We start from the raw sequence: 17,267 nt of genomic DNA on the forward strand, positions 1-17,267 counted from the left end.
TAGATTTTATAGCAACGTTGCTAAATGCAGCAATTAACAGAATTTTTGGCCTGCTAAACTCAGTAGTAATGTAGGCTTGCGGGAGTTGGTCGGTCTGCAGCAGTAGTGAAAAGGATGCAGGAGAAATATGCGTATCAAATGGTTTTCAATGGTTCGAGTGACAGGCTTATTGCTGGTTCTCTTGTATCACTTTTTTCAAAAGTTATTCCCCGGGGGATTTCTCGGCGTAGATGTCTTTTTCACCTTTTCGGGTTTCCTGATTACAGCGCTCTTGGTTGATGAGTTTTCTCGGAGTAAAAAAATAGAGCTTCTAGCCTTCTTTCGACGGCGTTTTTATCGGATTGTTCCCCCTGTCATTGTCATGGTATTGGTGGTCATGCCCTTTACCTTTTTGATTCGACGGGATTTTGTGGCCGGTATCGGAACGCAGATTGCGGCAGTCATGGGCTTTGTGACCAATTTTTATGAAATGATGACGGGTGGAAGCTACGAGGCTCAGTTTATTCCACATTTATTTGTTCATAACTGGAGTCTGGCTGTAGAGGTTCATTATTATCTACTTTGGGGACTGGCTGTCTGGTACTTGGCCAAATACTGCAAAACAGCCGGTCAGCTGAGGGGCAGTATCTTTTTGCTGTCTTCGTTGGGCTTGTTTATCAGCTTTCTCAGTATGTTTATTGGCGGCCTTTTAGGACTCAGTTTTTCGGGGCTTTATTTCTCAACATGGACTCACATTTATCCCTTCTTTGTCGGTAGTATTCTAGCGACCCTGACTGGTATCAAACAGACGACAGGCTTGTTAAAGAAAGTGATTCGCTCTTGGCCTTTGCGAGAAGCTTGTCTGGTCTTTGCAGCGGGAGCGGGTCTCTTAGTCGTGATGATGCTTTGGGTCAAGTTTGATTCGCTTTTTACCTATTTATTTGGCTTTCTTTTGGCCAGTTTGTCAGCGGCGGCTATGATATTGGCCACGCGGGTCTTGCATGAGAAGACTCCTGACCTAAAAGAACCGCTGGTTTTAACAGTGATTGCTGATACGAGTTATGGAGTCTATCTTTTCCACTGGCCTTTCTACACAATTTTTTCACAACTGATGGGCAATCTGCCTGCGGTGATGTTAACAAGTCTTCTTTCCCTTGCTTTTGCCGGCCTGTCCTTTTATGTTATTGAGCCAATCATTGCTGGGAAATCCCCTGCTTTTCTCGATTGGGACTTGCATTTTCCGCAGTTGAAAAAGGTCTTGGCAATCAGTTCGGTAGTTTTGTTTCTCATCAGCCTGTTGGCTATCGGACTCGCTCCGAAGATTGGGGCGTTTGAGACAGATATGCTAGTCAATGGCCTTCATCAGGCAGACGCCAAGCTAAATCAGACTAAAAGTCTTGCAGAAAAAGGAGAAGCCAGTAAATACAATATTGCAGACGGTGTGACGATTATTGGCGATTCTGTTACCTTGCGGGCTAGCACCCCGCTCAAGGAAGTTCTGCCAGATGCACAAGTCGATGCCCAAGGCAGTCGCAACACAGCTCAGGCTCGTGAAATTCTGAGCAATAATGCTGCAGCTGGCGGCTTGCTCAAGACCGTCGTGGTAGCAACCGGAGTTAATATTGTCTATAACTACGAAGAAGAACTGAATGAGTTGGTCAAGGCCCTACCGAAGGGACACCGGCTTATTCTGGTAACTCCTTACGATGGTAACTCAGAAAAATATGACAACCCTGTCGCTGAAAAGCATGCACAATATGCCAGAGAGTTAGCCAAGAAATATGCCTATGTTAGCATTGCCGACTGGAACGCTGCTGCCAAGGAGCATCCAGAAATCTGGGTGGGTAGTGATAATATCCACTTTGGAGAAGATGCAGACACGATTGCTGCAGGTGGTCGGCTCTATGCGCAGGAAATTAAAGATGCTGTCGCAAAAGCAGCAGATGGGCCTGTAAAGCACAAATAAATTCCTGAGGCATGGGGAGGTCATCCTTGCGGTTAAAAAATCTATACAAGTCCTTTAACTAAGCCAGTAGGAAACAAACTGACTTTAAGAATGGGAGGGTTAGTTTGTCTTCTCATCAAGTAATTCTACCTACTTTTATATCAAGAAAAAATGATTTGTAAAAATCAAGCCCCATGTCAAATGAGACTTGATTTTTTGTGTTTATAGTTACGACTAATAGGGTTTTCAATTTCCACTTTCTTGATTTTCCATAGGATGACAAAAGATCAATAAGAAAAGGGAACGCTTTCAAACAAAAAATTAAAAAAACTTGCTCAAATCCCTTGCAATGCTTGGTTCTTTGTGTTAAGATACTATGGTGCTGTAAAAAAACAGCGTGTAGCTTTGATGCAAGAGGTTGCGACACGCTCGGTTGCATTGCCACGCAACCACCTGTCGGTTTTCTTGTGGAGCTAGCCTATTATCTTAAATAGACGAAAAGGAGAAAAAGATGGCAAACAAAAAAATCCGCATCCGTTTGAAAGCTTACGAACATCGTACACTTGATACAGCGGCTGCAAAAATCGTAGAAACTGCTGCACGTACAGGTGCTGAAGTTGCGGGTCCAATCCCACTTCCAACTGAACGTAGCCTCTACACAATCATTCGTGCGACTCACAAATACAAAGATTCTCGCGAACAATTTGAAATGCGTACTCACAAACGCTTGATCGACATCATCAACCCAACTCAAAAAACAGTTGACGCTTTGATGAAGTTGGACCTTCCAAGTGGTGTGAACGTAGAAATCAAACTTTAATCTAAAGTTTGATTCAAACCAGAGCATAAAAAACGCTCGTTAAAAACTTTTTAAACAAAATTTTAGAAAAGGAAACATTTTCTCATGACAAAAGGAATCTTAGGGAAAAAAGTGGGAATGACTCAAATCTTCACTGAAGCTGGCGAATTAATCCCTGTAACTGTTGTTGAAGCAACTCCAAACGTGGTTCTTCAAGTTAAAACAGTTGAAACAGACGGTTACAACGCAGTTCAAGTTGGTTTCGATGACCTTCGTGATGTATTGAGCAACAAACCTGCCAAAGGCCATGTAGCGAAAGCTAACACAGCTCCTAAGCGCTTCATTCGTGAATTCAAAAACATTGAAGGCTTGGAAGTTGGAGCAGAAATCACTGTCGATACATTCGAAGCTGGTGATGTTGTTGATGTAACAGGAACTTCAAAAGGTAAAGGTTTCCAAGGTGTTATCAAGCGCCACGGCCAATCTCGCGGCCCAATGGCTCACGGTTCACGTTACCACCGTCGTCCTGGTTCAATGGGACCAGTTGCGCCAAACCGTGTTTTCAAAAACAAACACTTGGCTGGTCGTATGGGTGGCAACCGTGTAACGATTCAAAACCTTGAAATCGTACAAGTTGTTCCAGAGAAAAACGTTATCTTGATCAAAGGTAACGTACCAGGTGCTAAGAAATCTCTTATCACTATCAAGTCAGCAGTTAAAGCTGGTAAATAATAAAGAAAGGGGAAATCAGTCACAATGGCAAACGTAAAATTATTTGACCAAACTGGTAAAGAAGCTGGTGAAGTAGTTCTTAACGACGCAATCTTTGGTATCGAACCAAACGAATCAGTTGTCTTCGACGTGATCATCAGCCAACGCGCTAGCCTCCGTCAAGGAACTCATGCTGTTAAAAACCGTTCTGCAGTATCAGGCGGCGGACGCAAACCATGGCGTCAAAAAGGAACTGGACGTGCTCGTCAAGGCTCTATCCGCTCTCCACAATGGCGTGGTGGTGGTATCGTCTTCGGTCCAACTCCTCGTTCATATGCTTACAAACTTCCACGTAAAGTTCGTAGATTGGCATTGAAATCAGTTTACTCTGAAAAAGTTGCTGAAAACAAATTCGTAGCTGTAGACAGCCTTTCATTTACAGCTCCAAAAACTGCTGAGTTTGCAAAAGTGCTTGCAGCATTGAGCATCGACACAAAAGTACTTGTTGTTCTTGAAGAAGGAAATGAATTTGCTGCACTTTCAGCACGCAACCTTCCAAACGTTAAAGTTACAACAGCAACATCTGCAAGTGTTCTTGACATCGCAAACAGCGACAAACTTCTTGTTACTCAAGCAGCTATCTCTAAAATTGAGGAGGTTCTTGCATAATGAATTTGTATGACGTTATCAAAAAACCTGTGATCACTGAAAGCTCAATGGCTCAGCTTGAAGCAGGAAAGTACGTATTTGAAGTAGACACTCGCGCTCACAAACTTTTGATCAAGCAAGCTGTTGAAGCTGCTTTTGAAGGAGTTAAAGTTGCTAATGTCAACACTATCAATGTAAAACCTAAAGCTAAACGCGTTGGACGTTACACTGGTTTTACTAACAAAACTAAAAAAGCTATCATCACTCTGACAGCAGATTCAAAAGCAATCGAGTTGTTCGGAGCTGCTGAAGCAGAATAATCTAAGGAGGAAATATCGTGGGAATTCGTGTTTATAAACCAACAACAAACGGTCGCCGTAATATGACTTCTTTGGATTTCGCTGAAATCACTACTAGCACTCCAGAAAAATCTTTGCTCGTTTCACTTAAGAACAAAGCTGGTCGTAACAACAACGGACGCATCACTGTTCGTCACCAAGGTGGCGGCCACAAACGTCACTACCGTTTGATTGACTTCAAACGTAACAAAGATGCTGTTGAAGCAGTAGTTAAAACTATCGAGTACGATCCAAACCGTTCAGCAAACATCGCTTTGGTACACTACACTGACGGTGTGAAAGCATACATCATCGCTCCTAAAGGTCTTGAAGTAGGTCAACGCATCGTTTCAGGTCCTGAAGCAGATATCAAGATCGGTAACGCACTTCCGCTTGCTAACATCCCAGTTGGTACTTTGGTTCACAACATTGAGTTGAAACCAGGTCGTGGTGGTGAGTTGGTCCGTGCTGCTGGAGCTTCTGCTCAAGTATTGGGTCAAGAAGGTAAATACACTCTTGTTCGTCTTCAATCAGGCGAAGTTCGTATGATTCTTGGCACTTGCCGCGCTACAGTTGGTGTTGTCGGAAATGAACAACATGGCTTGGTGAATCTTGGTAAAGCAGGACGTAGCCGTTGGAAAGGTATCCGTCCAACAGTTCGCGGTTCTGTAATGAACCCTAACGATCACCCACACGGTGGTGGTGAAGGTAAAGCACCAGTTGGTCGTAAAGCACCATCTACTCCATGGGGCAAACCTGCTCTTGGTCTTAAAACTCGTAACAAGAAAGCGAAATCTGACAAACTTATCGTTCGTCGTCGCAACGAGAAATAATCTAAAACAATCTATCCGCCAGCTCGGTAGCGCTGCTTAGCAGCGCAGGCCGCTGTGGTACTTATTTTAAAGGAGAAAACATAAAAATGGGACGCAGTCTTAAAAAAGGACCTTTCGTCGATGAGCATTTGATGAAAAAAGTTGAAGCTCAAGCTAACGACGAAAAGAAAAAAGTTATCAAAACTTGGTCACGTCGTTCAACGATTTTCCCAAGTTTCATCGGTTACACAATCGCAGTCTATGACGGACGTAAACACGTACCTGTTTACATCCAAGAAGACATGGTAGGTCACAAGCTTGGTGAATTTGCACCAACTCGTACTTACAAAGGTCACGCTGCAGACGACAAGAAAACACGTAGAAAATAAGGAGAACATAAATGGCAGAAATTACTTCAGCTAAAGCAATGGCTCGTACAGTGCGTGTTTCACCTCGTAAAACTCGTCTAGTTCTTGACAACATCCGTGGTAAAAACGTCGCTGACGCAATCGCAATCTTGAAATTCACTCCAAACAAAGCTGCTGGCATTATCGAAAAAGTATTGAATTCTGCAATCGCTAATGCTGAAAATAACTTTGGTTTGGAAAAAGCTAACTTGGTAGTATCTGAAGCTTTCGCAAACGAAGGACCAACTATGAAACGTTTCCGTCCACGTGCAAAAGGTTCAGCTTCACCAATCAACAAACGCACTAGCCACATTACAGTGGTTGTTGCAGAAAAATAAGGAGGTAAAATCGTGGGTCAAAAAGTACATCCAATTGGTATGCGTGTCGGCATCATCCGTGATTGGGATGCCAAATGGTATGCTGAAAAAGAATACGCGGATTACCTTCATGAAGATCTTGCAATCCGTAAATTCGTTCAAAAAGAATTGGCTGACGCAGCTGTTTCAACTATCGAAATCGAACGCGCAGTAAACAAAGTTAACGTTTCACTTCACACTGCTAAACCAGGTATGGTTATCGGTAAAGGTGGAGCAAACGTTGATGCACTTCGTGTGAAACTTAACAAATTGACTGGTAAACAAGTCCACATCAACATTATCGAGATCAAATCACCAGATTTGGATGCTCACCTTGTTGGTGAAGGAATTGCTCGTCAATTGGAGCAACGTGTTGCTTTCCGTCGTGCTCAAAAACAAGCAATCCAACGTGCAATGCGTGCAGGAGCTAAAGGAATCAAAACTCAAGTATCAGGTCGTTTGAACGGTGCAGATATCGCTCGTAGCGAAGGATACTCTGAAGGAACTGTTCCACTTCACACCCTTCGTGCGGATATCGATTACGCTTGGGAAGAAGCTGATACTACTTACGGTAAACTTGGTGTTAAAGTATGGATCTACCGTGGAGAAGTTCTTCCAGCTCGTAAAAACACTAAAGGAGGTAAATAACCAATGTTAGTACCTAAACGTGTTAAACACCGTCGCGAATTCCGCGGAAAAATGCGTGGTGAAGCTAAAGGTGGTAAAGAAGTAACATTTGGAGAATATGGTCTCCAAGCAACTACTAGCCACTGGATCACTAACCGTCAAATCGAAGCTGCCCGTATCGCTATGACTCGTTACATGAAACGTGGTGGTAAAGTTTGGATCAAAATCTTCCCACACAAATCATACACTGCAAAAGCAATCGGTGTACGGATGGGATCTGGTAAAGGGGCTCCAGAAGGTTGGGTAGCACCAGTTAAACGTGGCAAAGTGATGTTTGAAATCGCTGGCGTATCAGAAGAAATCGCTCGTGAAGCTCTTCGTCTTGCAAGCCACAAATTACCAGTTAAATGTAAATTCGTAAAGCGTGAAGCAGAATAAGGAGAAGGCATGAAACTTAAAGAAATTCAAGATTTTGTTAAAGAACTTCGTGGTCTTTCTCAAGAAGAACTCGCGAAGCGTGAAAATGAATTGAAGAAAGAATTGTTTGACCTTCGTTTTCAAGCCGCTACTGGTCAGTTGGAGCAGACAGCGCGTTTGAAAGAAGTGAAAAAACAAATCGCACGTATCAAAACTGTTCAATCAGAAGTTAAATAATAGACTTGGGAAAGGAGAAATTCTAAATGGAACGTAATCAACGTAAAACTCTTGTCGGACGCGTCGTTTCTGACAAGATGGATAAGACAATCACAGTTGTAGTTGAAACAAAACGTAACCACCCAGTCTATGGTAAGCGTATTAACTACTCTAAGAAGTACAAAGCACATGATGAAAACAATGTTGCCAAAGAAGGCGATATCGTACGTATCATGGAAACTCGTCCGCTTTCATCTACAAAACGTTTCCGTCTTGTAGAAGTTGTTGAAGAAGCGGTTATCATCTAATCAAGCCTGAAAGGAGAAAACTGAAATGATTCAAACAGAAACTCGTTTGAAAGTCGCAGACAACAGCGGTGCACGCGAAATCTTGACTATCAAAGTTCTTGGTGGTTCTAAACGTAAATTTGCGAACATCGGTGATGTTATTGTGGCATCTGTAAAACAAGCTACTCCTGGTGGTGCGGTTAAAAAAGGTGACGTTGTAAAAGCGGTTATCGTTCGTACTAAATCAGGTGCTCGTCGTAAAGATGGTTCATACATCAAATTCGACGAAAACGCTGCAGTCATCATCCGTGAAGACAAAACTCCTCGCGGAACTCGTATCTTCGGCCCAGTTGCTCGTGAATTGCGTGACGGCGGCTTCATGAAGATCGTATCTTTGGCTCCAGAAGTACTTTAATCAAAAAAATCAAACAAGTCCCCTGGAAGATTTCCAGGGTGCCCTCATGGGCGTAAGAAATTAAAGGAGAAACCTAAGAATGTTTGTAAAAAAAGGCGACAAAGTTCGCGTAATTGCTGGTAAGGACAAGGGTGTTGAAGCACTTGTTGTTGCAGCTCTTCCAAAAGTAAACAAAGTTGTTGTTGAAGGTGTTAACCTTGTTAAGAAGCACCAAAAACCAAATAGCGAAAACCCTCAAGGTGCTATCGTTGAAAAAGAAGCACCAATCCATGTGTCAAACGTTCAAGTTCTTGACAAGAATGGTGTTGCAGGACGCGTTGGTTACAAATTTGTAGATGGCAAAAAAGTTCGCTACAATAAAAAATCAGGCGAAGTGCTTGACTAATCACGAAGGAAAGGAGAAGTATAATGGCAAATCGTTTAAAAGAAAAATATCTTAAAGAAGTAGTTCCTGCTCTGACTGAAAAGTTCAACTACTCATCTGTTATGGCTGTGCCAAAAGTGGATAAAATCGTTTTGAACATGGGTGTCGGTGACGCTGTATCAAACGCTAAAAACCTTGAAAAAGCTGCTGAAGAGCTTGCTCTTATCTCAGGTCAAAAACCACTGATCACTAAAGCTAAAAAATCAATCGCCGGCTTCCGTCTTCGTGAAGGTGTAGCGATTGGTGCGAAAGTAACCCTTCGTGGCGAACGTATGTATGAATTCTTGGATAAATTGGTTACTGTATCACTTCCACGTGTGCGTGACTTCCACGGTGTTCCAACAAAATCATTTGATGGACGCGGAAATTACACACTTGGTGTGAAAGAACAGTTGATCTTCCCAGAAATCAACTTTGATGATGTTGATAAGACTCGTGGTCTTGATATCGTTATCGTAACAACTGCTAACACTGACGAAGAGTCACGCGAATTGCTTAAAGGCCTTGGAATGCCTTTTGCAAAATAATATAGGAGGTAAAACAAATGGCTAAAAAATCAATGATTGCTAAGAACAAACGCCCAGCGAAGTTCTCTACGCAAGCTTACACTCGTTGCGAAAAATGTGGCCGTCCACATTCAGTATACCGCAAATTTAAATTGTGCCGTGTTTGCTTCCGTGAATTAGCATACAAAGGACAAATTCCTGGCGTTACCAAAGCATCTTGGTAATTTAAGATATCAAGGGCGTCAAAACTCCAAGTGAAAATAGGAAAATTGTTGAAGATTCCATGAGTTAAAACGATTGTATCTTTTTCAAACAGAGTTTAGCCCGAGTTCAGTTGGGTTTGCCAATTTGAACACGAGCTACAGCTTTGGCAAAAAAGACCAATTTGCTTTGGAGCATCGCTCCTGCATCAAATTGCCTATTTTTGCTCGCGCTGTTACGCTCTTTGTATCATGTATTAACTAGCAAGTGCGACTTGCAAACTACTAGTAAGAGGAGAAATATAAAATGGTTATGACTGACCCAATTGCAGACTTTTTGACTCGTATCCGTAACGCTAACCAAGCGAACCACGAAGTACTTGAAGTGCCTGCATCAAATATCAAAAAAGGGATTGCTGAAATCCTGAAGCGTGAAGGTTTTGTGAAAAACGTTGAAATCATCGAAGATGACAAACAAGGCATCATCCGTGTATTCCTTAAATACGGACAAAATGGTGAAAAAGTTATCACTGGTTTGAAACGTGTTTCAAAACCAGGTCTGCGTGTTTACAAGAAACGCGAAGACCTTCCAAAAGTCTTGAACGGACTTGGAATTGCTATCCTTTCAACATCTGAAGGTTTGCTGACTGATAAAGAAGCACGCCAAAAGAATGTTGGTGGAGAAGTTATCGCTTATGTTTGGTAAAATTAAGATACAAAGCTCGTAAAGAACAAAGCAAAATTAGGAAGTTGGAGCAGTTTGTTTACAAACCAGCCAACTTATCTATTTTGCACAGTTCTTAGAGCGTGTTCAATTTAGCTATTGAACACAATAAGTATCTTTAACCCCCGTGAAAACTGGTCGCTTGCGGCCTGACAATCTAACAGGAGAAAATATACATGTCACGTATTGGTAATAAAGTTATCGTGTTGCCTGCTGGTGTTGAACTCACTAACAATGACAACGTTGTAACTCTAAAAGGACCTAAAGGAGAACTGACTCGTGAGTTCTCAAAAGATATTGAAATCCGTGTGGAAGGAACTGAAGTAACTCTTCACCGTCCAAACGATTCAAAAGAAATGAAAACGATCCACGGAACAACTCGTGCCCTTCTTAACAACATGGTTGTTGGTGTATCAGAAGGATTCAAGAAAGAACTTGAAATGCGCGGGGTTGGTTACCGTGCTCAACTTCAAGGTAGCAAACTTGTACTTTCAGTTGGTAAATCTCATCCAGACGAAGTAGAAGCTCCTGAAGGTATTACTTTTGAACTTCCAAACCCAACGACTATCGTTATCAGCGGAATTTCAAAAGAAGCGGTTGGTCAAACAGCTGCTTATGTACGTAGCCTTCGTGCACCAGAGCCATACAAAGGTAAAGGTATCCGTTACGTTGGTGAATTCGTTCGCCGTAAAGAAGGTAAAACTGGTAAATAATATTGATTGGCTGATTTTCTCAGCCGGCCAATATATTTTCCAATTTTGTGCTGAAGCACGTCAATAATAATAAGAGGTGAAAATTGTGATTACGAAACCAGATAAAAATAAAGTCCGCCAAAAACGCCACCGTCGCGTTCGCGGAAAACTCTCTGGAACTGCTGATCGCCCACGTTTGAACGTATTCCGTTCTAATACAGGCATCTACGCTCAAGTGATTGATGACGTAGCGGGTGTAACGCTCGCAAGCGCTTCAACTCTTGACAAAGAAGTTTCAAAAGGAACTAAAACTGAACAAGCCGTTGTTGTAGGTAAACTCGTTGCAGAACGTGCAGTTGCTAAAGGTATTTCTGAAGTGGTGTTTGACCGCGGTGGATATCTCTATCACGGACGTGTAAAAGCTTTGGCTGATGCAGCTCGTGAAAACGGATTGAAATTCTAATAGGGAGGACACTAGAAAATGGCATTTAAAGACAATGCAGTTGAACTTGAAGAACGCTTAGTTGCTGTCAACCGTGTTACTAAAGTTGTTAAAGGTGGACGTCGTCTTCGTTTTGCAGCTCTTGTAGTAGTTGGTGATCGCAACGGCCGTGTTGGTTTCGGTACTGGTAAAGCTCAAGAAGTACCAGAAGCTATCCGTAAAGCAGTTGAAGATGCGAAGAAAAACTTGATCGAAGTTCCAATGGTTGGTACAACTATTCCTCACGAAGTTCTTTCAGAATTTGGTGGAGCGAAAGTATTGCTTAAGCCAGCTGTTGAAGGTTCTGGAGTTGCTGCTGGTGGTGCTGTTCGTGCCGTCATCGAATTGGCAGGTGTGGCAGATATTACATCTAAATCACTTGGTTCAAACACTCCAGTCAACATCGTTCGCGCAACTGTTGAAGGTTTGAAACAACTTAAACGCGCTGAAGAAGTTGCTGCTCTTCGTGGTATTTCAGTTTCTGACTTGGCTTAAGAAAGGGGAACTCATGGCTCAAATTAAAATTACTTTGACTAAGTCTCCAATCGGACGCATTCCGTCACAACGTAAAACTGTTGTAGCACTTGGACTTGGCAAATTGAACAGCTCAGTTATCAAAGAAGATAACCCAGCAGTACGCGGTATGATTACTGCTGTATCTCACTTGGTAACTGTTGAAGAAGTTAAGTAGGCTGGTTAGCTGAATAACTTTTATTAAGATACATTAGGGGATTTGAGAACTTTCTCAGCCCCTAAAACTAAATATATGTATAGGCGAGTTTATATAGGAGACACCTTTTCTCCTATATGAGCGCTAGCATTTTACAAAAGAGGAGAAATAATATAATGAAACTTCATGAATTACAACCTGCTGCAGGTTCACGTAAAGTTCGCAACCGTGTAGGTCGCGGTACATCATCAGGTAACGGTAAAACATCTGGCCGCGGTCAAAAAGGTCAAAAAGCTCGTAGCGGTGGCGGTGTTCGTCTTGGTTTTGAAGGTGGACAAACTCCATTGTTCCGTCGTGTACCAAAACGTGGTTTCTTGAATGTAAACCGCAAGGAATATGCGATTGTTAACCTTGACCAATTAAATATTTTTGAAGATGGTGCAGAAGTAACTCCAGTGGTTCTCATCGAAGCAGGTATTGTAAAAGCTGAAAAATCTGGTGTTAAGATTCTTGGCAACGGAGAATTGACTAAGAAGTTGACTGTTAAAGCAGCTAAATTCTCTAAATCAGCTGAAGAAGCTATCACTGCTAAAGGTGGTTCAGTCGAAGTCATCTAAGAGAGGTGACCTATGTTTTTCAAGCTATTAAAAGACGCATTTAAAATAAAACAAGTACGGTCTAAGATTTTGTTCACCATTTTCATCATCTTAGTTTTCCGTATTGGTACAACCATAACCGTTCCAGGAATTAATGCTAAAGCTTTGAACAGTCTGAGCGATTTGCCTTTCTTAAATATGCTTAGCTTGGTTTCTGGGAATGCGATGAGAAATTTCTCTGTTTTCGCACTCGGTGTTAGTCCGTACATCACAGCTTCAATTGTGGTGCAACTCTTGCAAATGGACTTGCTTCCAAAATTTGTGGAGTGGGGCAAGCAAGGAGAAGTGGGACGGAGAAAGCTTAATCAGGCAACCCGCTATATCTCTTTAATCTTGGCTTTTGTTCAATCTATTGGGATAACCGCCGGATTTGCAACCCTATCACGGACCAAGTTGGTAGCAACACCAAACTGGCAAACCTATCTCTTAATTGGGGCACTGCTTACGACAGGTTCAATGATTGTGACCTGGCTTGGTGAGCAAATTACCGATAAGGGTTATGGGAACGGTGTATCCATGATTATCTTTGCAGGGATTGTGTCAGGAATTCCTGGAATGATTAAGGGAATCTATGAAGATTATTTTGTCAATGTTCCAAGTGAACGGCTGACTTCATCATCGATTTTTGTAGGGATTTTGATTGTTGCAGTTTTGATTATTATCTACTTTACAACATTTGTGCAGCAAGCTGAATACAAGATCCCGATTCAATATACAAAAATTGCAAAAGGGGCACCATCCAGTTCTTACTTACCATTGAAAGTCAATCCTGCTGGAGTGATTCCGGTTATCTTTGCAAGTTCGATTACAGCTGCTCCGGCAGCCATCTTCCAATTTGTAAGTGCCATGGGTTATGATGCTGGTTGGGTTCGGACAGCCCAGTCGCTTCTTGCGACTACTACCATCAGTGGTATGTTTATGTATGCTTTCTTAATTATTCTCTTTACGTTCTTTTATACATTTGTACAGATTAATCCTGAAAAGACAGCAGAGAATTTGCAAAAGAGCGGAGCCTACATCCCAGGTGTTCGGCCAGGTAAAGGGACTGAAGATTATATGTCTAAGCTGCTTCGCCGATTGGCAACAGTTGGCTCTCTCTTCCTAGGATTTGTAACGATTATTCCAATCCTAGCCAAAGACCTTTTCGGCCTGACCGATGCGGTTGCTCTTGGAGGAACTAGTCTTCTTATCATTATTTCAACTGGTATTGAAGGAATGAAACAGTTGGAAGGCTATCTTCTGAAGCGCAAGTATGTCGGATTTATGGATACTACAACAGAATAGAAATAGGTTGACCTAGTCAACCTTCTATTTTGTTTTTAAAAAAGTTTATTAAGTGCTTTAATAGATTGCTTTAAAAACAAAAAAGGAGACAGATCATGAATCTTTTGATTATGGGCTTGCCAGGGGCAGGCAAGGGAACTCAAGCAGCTAAGATCGTAGAACAATTCCATGTTGCGCATATTTCAACAGGGGATATGTTCCGTGCTGCTATGGCTAATGAGACAGAAATGGGTGTATTGGCGAAATCCTACATTTCTAAAGGCGAGTTGGTGCCAGATGAAGTGACAAACGGAATCGTGAAAGAGCGCTTGGCACAAGATGATATTAAAGAAACTGGTTTCTTGTTGGACGGTTATCCACGGACAATTGATCAAGCTCATGCTTTGGATCAAATCCTTGCGGATCTGGGCATCCAACTTGACGCAGTTATCAATATCGAAGTAAATCCAGATAGTTTGTTAGAACGTTTGAGCGGACGGATTATCCACCGCGAAACAGGGGAAACCTTCCACAAGGTTTTCAACCCACCAGTGGATTACAAAGAAGAAGACTACTACCAACGCGAAGATGACAAGCCTGAAACAGTGAAACGTCGCTTGGATGTCAATATCGCTCAAGGACAACCAATTATTGAACATTACCGCGCCCAAGGACTGGTCCACGATATTCAGGGGAATCAAGAGATTGAAGCTGTTTTCTCAGATATCGAAAAAGTCTTGTCAAATTTGAAATAAAGCGTTTTTCCTGCTTGCAATATTTGACAAGTAGTGATACAATGAGTTAGTCTGACTTATAATTGTTACCTCTGTGCTCAGAGGAATCTATCGAAATTTAGGGAGGTGCTTTTGCGTGGCAAAAGACGATGTGATTGAAGTTGAAGGCAAAGTAGTTGATACGATGCCGAACGCAATGTTTACGGTTGAACTTGAAAATGGACATCAGATTTTAGCAACAGTTTCTGGTAAAATTCGTAAAAACTATATTCGTATTTTAGCGGGAGATCGTGTTACTGTCGAGATGAGTCCTTATGATTTGACACGTGGACGGATCACTTACCGCTTTAAATAATCGAAAAACTTGGAGGGATAAGAAATGAAAGTAAGACCATCGGTCAAACCAATTTGCGAATACTGCAAAGTTATTCGTCGTAATGGTCGTGTTATGGTAATTTGCCCAGCAAATCCAAAACACAAACAACGTCAAGGATAAGATAGAAAGGAGAAAAAATGGCTCGTATTGCTGGAGTTGACATTCCAAATGACAAACGTGTAGTCGTTTCACTTACTTACGTGTACGGTATCGGACTTCCAACTTCTAAGAAAATTTTGGCTGCTGCTGGAATCTCAGAAGACATCCGTGTCAAAGATCTGACATCTGATCAGGAAGACGCAATCCGTCGTGAAGTGGATGCAATCAAGGTTGAAGGTGACCTTCGTCGTGAAGTAAACCTGAACATCAAGCGTTTGATGGAAATCGGTTCATACCGTGGTATCCGTCACCGTCGTGGACTTCCTGTCCGTGGACAAAACACTAAGAACAATGCTCGTACTCGTAAAGGGAAAGCCGTTGCGATTGCAGGTAAGAAAAAATAATATAAGGAGGTAAAAAGTCTTGGCTAAACCAACACGTAAACGTCGTGTGAAAAAGAATATCGAATCTGGTATTGCTCATATTCACGCTACATTTAATAACACTATTGTTATGATTACTGATGTGCATGGTAATGCAATTTCTTGGTCATCAGCTGGTGCTCTTGGTTTCAAAGGTTCTCGTAAATCTACACCATTTGCTGCCCAAATGGCTTCTGAAGCTGCTGCTAAATCTGCACAAGAACACGGTCTTAAATCAGTTGAAGTTACTGTTAAGGGTCCAGGTTCTGGTCGTGAGTCAGCTATTCGTGCTCTTGCTGCCGCTGGTCTTGAAGTAACAGCAATTCGTGATGTGACTCCTGTACCACACAATGGTGCTCGTCCTCCAAAACGTCGCCGTGTATAATCACAAACAATTACACTGCTTTTCGTTTAAGAGGGAGTATAATAAATGATTGAGTTTGAAAAACCAAATATAACAAAAATTGATGAAAATAAAAACTATGGCAAGTTTGTAGTAGAACCATTAGAACGCGGTTATGGTACAACACTTGGAAATTCTCTTCGTCGTGTACTTCTCGCCTCACTTCCAGGTGCAGCAGTGACTTCTATCAATATTGAAGGAGTATTGCACGAATTTGATACGATTTCTGGGGTCCGTGAAGATGTGATGCAGATTATTCTGAACATCAAAGGGATTGCTGTAAAATCTTACGTCCAAGACGAAAAGATGATTGAGTTGGATGTTGAAGGACCTGCAGCAGTGACTGCTGGGGATATTTTGACAGACAGTGATATCGAAATTATAAACCCTGATCATTATCTCTTTACAATCAGTGAAGGTGCTAGCTTTAAAGCAAAAATGGCTGTAAATAGCGGTCGTGGTTATGTACCAGCTGACGAAAATAAAAAAGATGATGCTCCAGTGGGCACACTTGCGGTGGATTCTATCTACACGCCTGTGACAAAAGTTAATTACCAAGTTGAGCCAGCTCGTGTTGGTAGCAACGATGGTTTTGACAAACTAACCCTTGAAATTTTGACGAATGGAACCATTATTCCAGAGGATGCTTTGGGACTTTCAGCCCGTATCTTAACGGAACATTTGAATCTGTTCACTAACTTGACAGAAGTTGCTATTGCGACTGATGTCATGAAAGAAGCAGAAAAAACATCAGATGATCGTGTTTTGGAACGCACTATTGAGGAATTGGATCTATCAGTTCGCTCTTACAACTGTCTCAAACGTGCAGGTATCAATACCGTCTTTGATTTGACAGAAAAATCAGAGCCTGAAATGATGAAAGTTCGTAACTTGGGCCGCAAGAGTCTTGAAGAAGTTAAAGTTAAACTTGCCGACCTTGGTCTTGGGTTAAGAAATGATAAATAAAGGAGGAATACATGGCTTACCGTAAACTAGGACGCACTAGCTCACAACGTAAAGCAATGCTTCGCGATTTGACTACTGACTTGATTATCAATGAATCAATCGTAACAACTGAAGCTCGTGCTAAAGAAATCCGTAAAACAGTTGAAAAAATGATTACTCTTGGTAAACGTGGTGACTTGCATGCTCGTCGTCAAGCAGCAGCTTTTGTACGTAACGAAATTGCATCAGAAAACTATAATGAAGAGACTAACAAATACACTACAACTACAGCTCTTCAAAAATTATTCTCTGAATTGGCACCTCGCTATGCTGAGCGCAATGGTGGATACACTCGTATTCTTAAGACTGAACCACGCCGTGGGGATGCTGCGCCAATGGCAATTATTGAATTAGTATAATTTTTATCAATTTTGTTGAGTGTTATGATGGTGGAGTTCTTATGCTCTTAGTCTAGCTCTGGTCTACCGCTAGGAACTTTCCTAGCGGGAACACTCATCATCATGATGAAAGGGTAGACGCTTGTTTACGAAATTGCTTTTATTGAAAAAACAATTTCGTAAGCAGGCGTTTTTGGCTCTTTTCTACCATTTGTCAAGTCTGTCAAGGCTTTAAGTGAAAAATGAGATAAGACAGTAGCTATTCCGAGGTTACTGTCTTATTTTTAACACTTTTTGAGCCATAAAAGGGCATGCAA

The 17,267-nt window shown here is 41.8% G+C and carries 30 protein-coding genes; all 30 read left to right on the forward strand.

Annotated elements, in window-relative coordinates; all coding sequences use genetic code 11:
• The first annotated feature begins 127 nt into the window (after nt 1–127).
• Complete coding sequence (locus AC5FEC_RS02510) at nt 128–1,945, forward strand: acyltransferase family protein (protein ID WP_493661204.1); 1,818 nt, start codon at nt 128–130, stop codon at nt 1,943–1,945.
• Nucleotides 1,946–2,435: 490 nt separating this feature from the next.
• On the forward strand, nt 2,436–2,744 hold the full coding sequence (gene rpsJ, locus AC5FEC_RS02515) for a 30S ribosomal protein S10 (protein WP_005591304.1): 309 nt from the start codon (nt 2,436–2,438) through the stop codon (nt 2,742–2,744).
• Between the two features lie 84 nt (nt 2,745–2,828).
• Nucleotides 2,829–3,455 carry a 50S ribosomal protein L3 gene (gene rplC, locus AC5FEC_RS02520; protein ID WP_045498245.1) on the forward strand — a complete coding sequence of 209 codons (627 nt, stop codon included), beginning with the start codon at nt 2,829–2,831 and terminating at the stop codon, nt 3,453–3,455.
• A gap of 24 nt (nt 3,456–3,479) precedes the next feature.
• On the forward strand, nt 3,480–4,103 hold the full coding sequence (gene rplD, locus AC5FEC_RS02525; protein WP_268735397.1) for a 50S ribosomal protein L4: 624 nt from the start codon (nt 3,480–3,482) through the stop codon (nt 4,101–4,103).
• Nucleotides 4,103–4,402 carry a 50S ribosomal protein L23 gene (locus AC5FEC_RS02530; RefSeq protein WP_005591301.1) on the forward strand — a complete coding sequence of 100 codons (300 nt, stop codon included), beginning with the start codon at nt 4,103–4,105 and terminating at the stop codon, nt 4,400–4,402. Before rplD ends, AC5FEC_RS02530 begins: the two co-directional genes overlap by 1 nt.
• 17 nt (nt 4,403–4,419) lie before the next feature.
• Nucleotides 4,420–5,253: a 50S ribosomal protein L2 gene (gene rplB, locus AC5FEC_RS02535; protein WP_037617775.1), complete on the forward strand. Its 834-nt coding sequence runs from the start codon at nt 4,420–4,422 to the stop codon at nt 5,251–5,253.
• Nucleotides 5,254–5,339: 86 nt separating this feature from the next.
• Nucleotides 5,340–5,621, forward strand: a complete 282-nt coding sequence (rpsS, locus tag AC5FEC_RS02540) for a 30S ribosomal protein S19 (protein ID WP_000533766.1) — start codon at nt 5,340–5,342, stop codon at nt 5,619–5,621.
• An 11-nt stretch (nt 5,622–5,632) separates the two neighbouring features.
• The gene (gene rplV, locus AC5FEC_RS02545; RefSeq protein ID WP_009443859.1) at nt 5,633–5,977 is read left to right on the forward strand and encodes a 50S ribosomal protein L22; all 345 of its coding nucleotides are present in this window, start codon (nt 5,633–5,635) and stop codon (nt 5,975–5,977) included.
• Between the two features lie 12 nt (nt 5,978–5,989).
• Complete coding sequence (gene rpsC, locus AC5FEC_RS02550) at nt 5,990–6,643, forward strand: 30S ribosomal protein S3 (RefSeq protein ID WP_037617773.1); 654 nt, start codon at nt 5,990–5,992, stop codon at nt 6,641–6,643.
• Nucleotides 6,644–6,646: 3 nt separating this feature from the next.
• Nucleotides 6,647–7,060, forward strand: coding sequence for a 50S ribosomal protein L16 (gene rplP, locus AC5FEC_RS02555; RefSeq protein ID WP_005591298.1), 414 nt, complete (start codon nt 6,647–6,649; stop codon nt 7,058–7,060).
• A 9-nt stretch (nt 7,061–7,069) separates the two neighbouring features.
• Complete coding sequence (gene rpmC, locus AC5FEC_RS02560) at nt 7,070–7,276, forward strand: 50S ribosomal protein L29 (protein ID WP_005591297.1); 207 nt, start codon at nt 7,070–7,072, stop codon at nt 7,274–7,276.
• Nucleotides 7,277–7,302: 26 nt separating this feature from the next.
• The gene (rpsQ, locus tag AC5FEC_RS02565; RefSeq protein WP_037617770.1) at nt 7,303–7,563 is read left to right on the forward strand and encodes a 30S ribosomal protein S17; all 261 of its coding nucleotides are present in this window, start codon (nt 7,303–7,305) and stop codon (nt 7,561–7,563) included.
• 25 nt (nt 7,564–7,588) lie between these two features.
• Nucleotides 7,589–7,957, forward strand: a complete 369-nt coding sequence (rplN, locus tag AC5FEC_RS02570; RefSeq protein WP_037617768.1) for a 50S ribosomal protein L14 — start codon at nt 7,589–7,591, stop codon at nt 7,955–7,957.
• A gap of 79 nt (nt 7,958–8,036) precedes the next feature.
• Complete coding sequence (gene rplX / locus AC5FEC_RS02575; protein WP_015604250.1) at nt 8,037–8,342, forward strand: 50S ribosomal protein L24; 306 nt, start codon at nt 8,037–8,039, stop codon at nt 8,340–8,342.
• 23 nt (nt 8,343–8,365) lie between these two features.
• Entirely contained in the window at nt 8,366–8,908 is a 543-nt protein-coding gene (rplE, locus tag AC5FEC_RS02580) for a 50S ribosomal protein L5 (RefSeq protein WP_037617766.1), read from the forward strand.
• 17 nt (nt 8,909–8,925) lie between these two features.
• Nucleotides 8,926–9,111 carry a type Z 30S ribosomal protein S14 gene (locus tag AC5FEC_RS02585; RefSeq protein ID WP_001085697.1) on the forward strand — a complete coding sequence of 62 codons (186 nt, stop codon included), beginning with the start codon at nt 8,926–8,928 and terminating at the stop codon, nt 9,109–9,111.
• A 283-nt stretch (nt 9,112–9,394) separates the two neighbouring features.
• A complete protein-coding gene (rpsH, locus tag AC5FEC_RS02590; RefSeq protein WP_002899666.1) occupies nt 9,395–9,793 on the forward strand; it encodes a 30S ribosomal protein S8 in 399 nt (132 codons plus the stop codon).
• 194 nt (nt 9,794–9,987) lie between these two features.
• Entirely contained in the window at nt 9,988–10,524 is a 537-nt protein-coding gene (rplF, locus tag AC5FEC_RS02595; RefSeq protein WP_062201683.1) for a 50S ribosomal protein L6, read from the forward strand.
• Between the two features lie 85 nt (nt 10,525–10,609).
• Nucleotides 10,610–10,966: a 50S ribosomal protein L18 gene (rplR, locus tag AC5FEC_RS02600; RefSeq protein WP_005592009.1), complete on the forward strand. Its 357-nt coding sequence runs from the start codon at nt 10,610–10,612 to the stop codon at nt 10,964–10,966.
• A gap of 18 nt (nt 10,967–10,984) precedes the next feature.
• The gene (gene rpsE / locus AC5FEC_RS02605; RefSeq protein WP_037617759.1) at nt 10,985–11,479 is read left to right on the forward strand and encodes a 30S ribosomal protein S5; all 495 of its coding nucleotides are present in this window, start codon (nt 10,985–10,987) and stop codon (nt 11,477–11,479) included.
• Between the two features lie 13 nt (nt 11,480–11,492).
• Nucleotides 11,493–11,675 (forward strand): 50S ribosomal protein L30, encoded by a 183-nt coding sequence (rpmD, locus tag AC5FEC_RS02610; protein ID WP_002894509.1) that lies wholly within the window; start codon nt 11,493–11,495, stop codon nt 11,673–11,675.
• A gap of 155 nt (nt 11,676–11,830) precedes the next feature.
• Nucleotides 11,831–12,271, forward strand: coding sequence for a 50S ribosomal protein L15 (gene rplO / locus AC5FEC_RS02615; RefSeq protein ID WP_037617756.1), 441 nt, complete (start codon nt 11,831–11,833; stop codon nt 12,269–12,271).
• 12 nt (nt 12,272–12,283) lie between these two features.
• Nucleotides 12,284–13,594 (forward strand): preprotein translocase subunit SecY, encoded by a 1,311-nt coding sequence (gene secY / locus AC5FEC_RS02620; protein WP_037617754.1) that lies wholly within the window; start codon nt 12,284–12,286, stop codon nt 13,592–13,594.
• 95 nt (nt 13,595–13,689) lie between these two features.
• The gene (locus tag AC5FEC_RS02625) at nt 13,690–14,328 is read left to right on the forward strand and encodes an adenylate kinase (RefSeq protein ID WP_493661205.1); all 639 of its coding nucleotides are present in this window, start codon (nt 13,690–13,692) and stop codon (nt 14,326–14,328) included.
• A 115-nt stretch (nt 14,329–14,443) separates the two neighbouring features.
• A complete protein-coding gene (infA, locus tag AC5FEC_RS02630; protein ID WP_001029883.1) occupies nt 14,444–14,662 on the forward strand; it encodes a translation initiation factor IF-1 in 219 nt (72 codons plus the stop codon).
• A 24-nt stretch (nt 14,663–14,686) separates the two neighbouring features.
• Complete coding sequence (gene rpmJ / locus AC5FEC_RS02635; RefSeq protein WP_001808836.1) at nt 14,687–14,803, forward strand: 50S ribosomal protein L36; 117 nt, start codon at nt 14,687–14,689, stop codon at nt 14,801–14,803.
• Nucleotides 14,804–14,820: 17 nt separating this feature from the next.
• Complete coding sequence (gene rpsM, locus AC5FEC_RS02640) at nt 14,821–15,186, forward strand: 30S ribosomal protein S13 (protein ID WP_005591288.1); 366 nt, start codon at nt 14,821–14,823, stop codon at nt 15,184–15,186.
• Nucleotides 15,187–15,205: 19 nt separating this feature from the next.
• A complete protein-coding gene (rpsK, locus tag AC5FEC_RS02645) occupies nt 15,206–15,589 on the forward strand; it encodes a 30S ribosomal protein S11 (RefSeq protein ID WP_001118386.1) in 384 nt (127 codons plus the stop codon).
• A 45-nt stretch (nt 15,590–15,634) separates the two neighbouring features.
• Nucleotides 15,635–16,573, forward strand: coding sequence for a DNA-directed RNA polymerase subunit alpha (locus AC5FEC_RS02650; RefSeq protein WP_037617749.1), 939 nt, complete (start codon nt 15,635–15,637; stop codon nt 16,571–16,573).
• A gap of 11 nt (nt 16,574–16,584) precedes the next feature.
• A complete protein-coding gene (gene rplQ, locus AC5FEC_RS02655) occupies nt 16,585–16,971 on the forward strand; it encodes a 50S ribosomal protein L17 (protein WP_005591286.1) in 387 nt (128 codons plus the stop codon).
• Nucleotides 16,972–17,267: the final 296 nt, after the last annotated feature.

Source organism: Streptococcus sp. STC1396 (assembly GCF_058933875.1).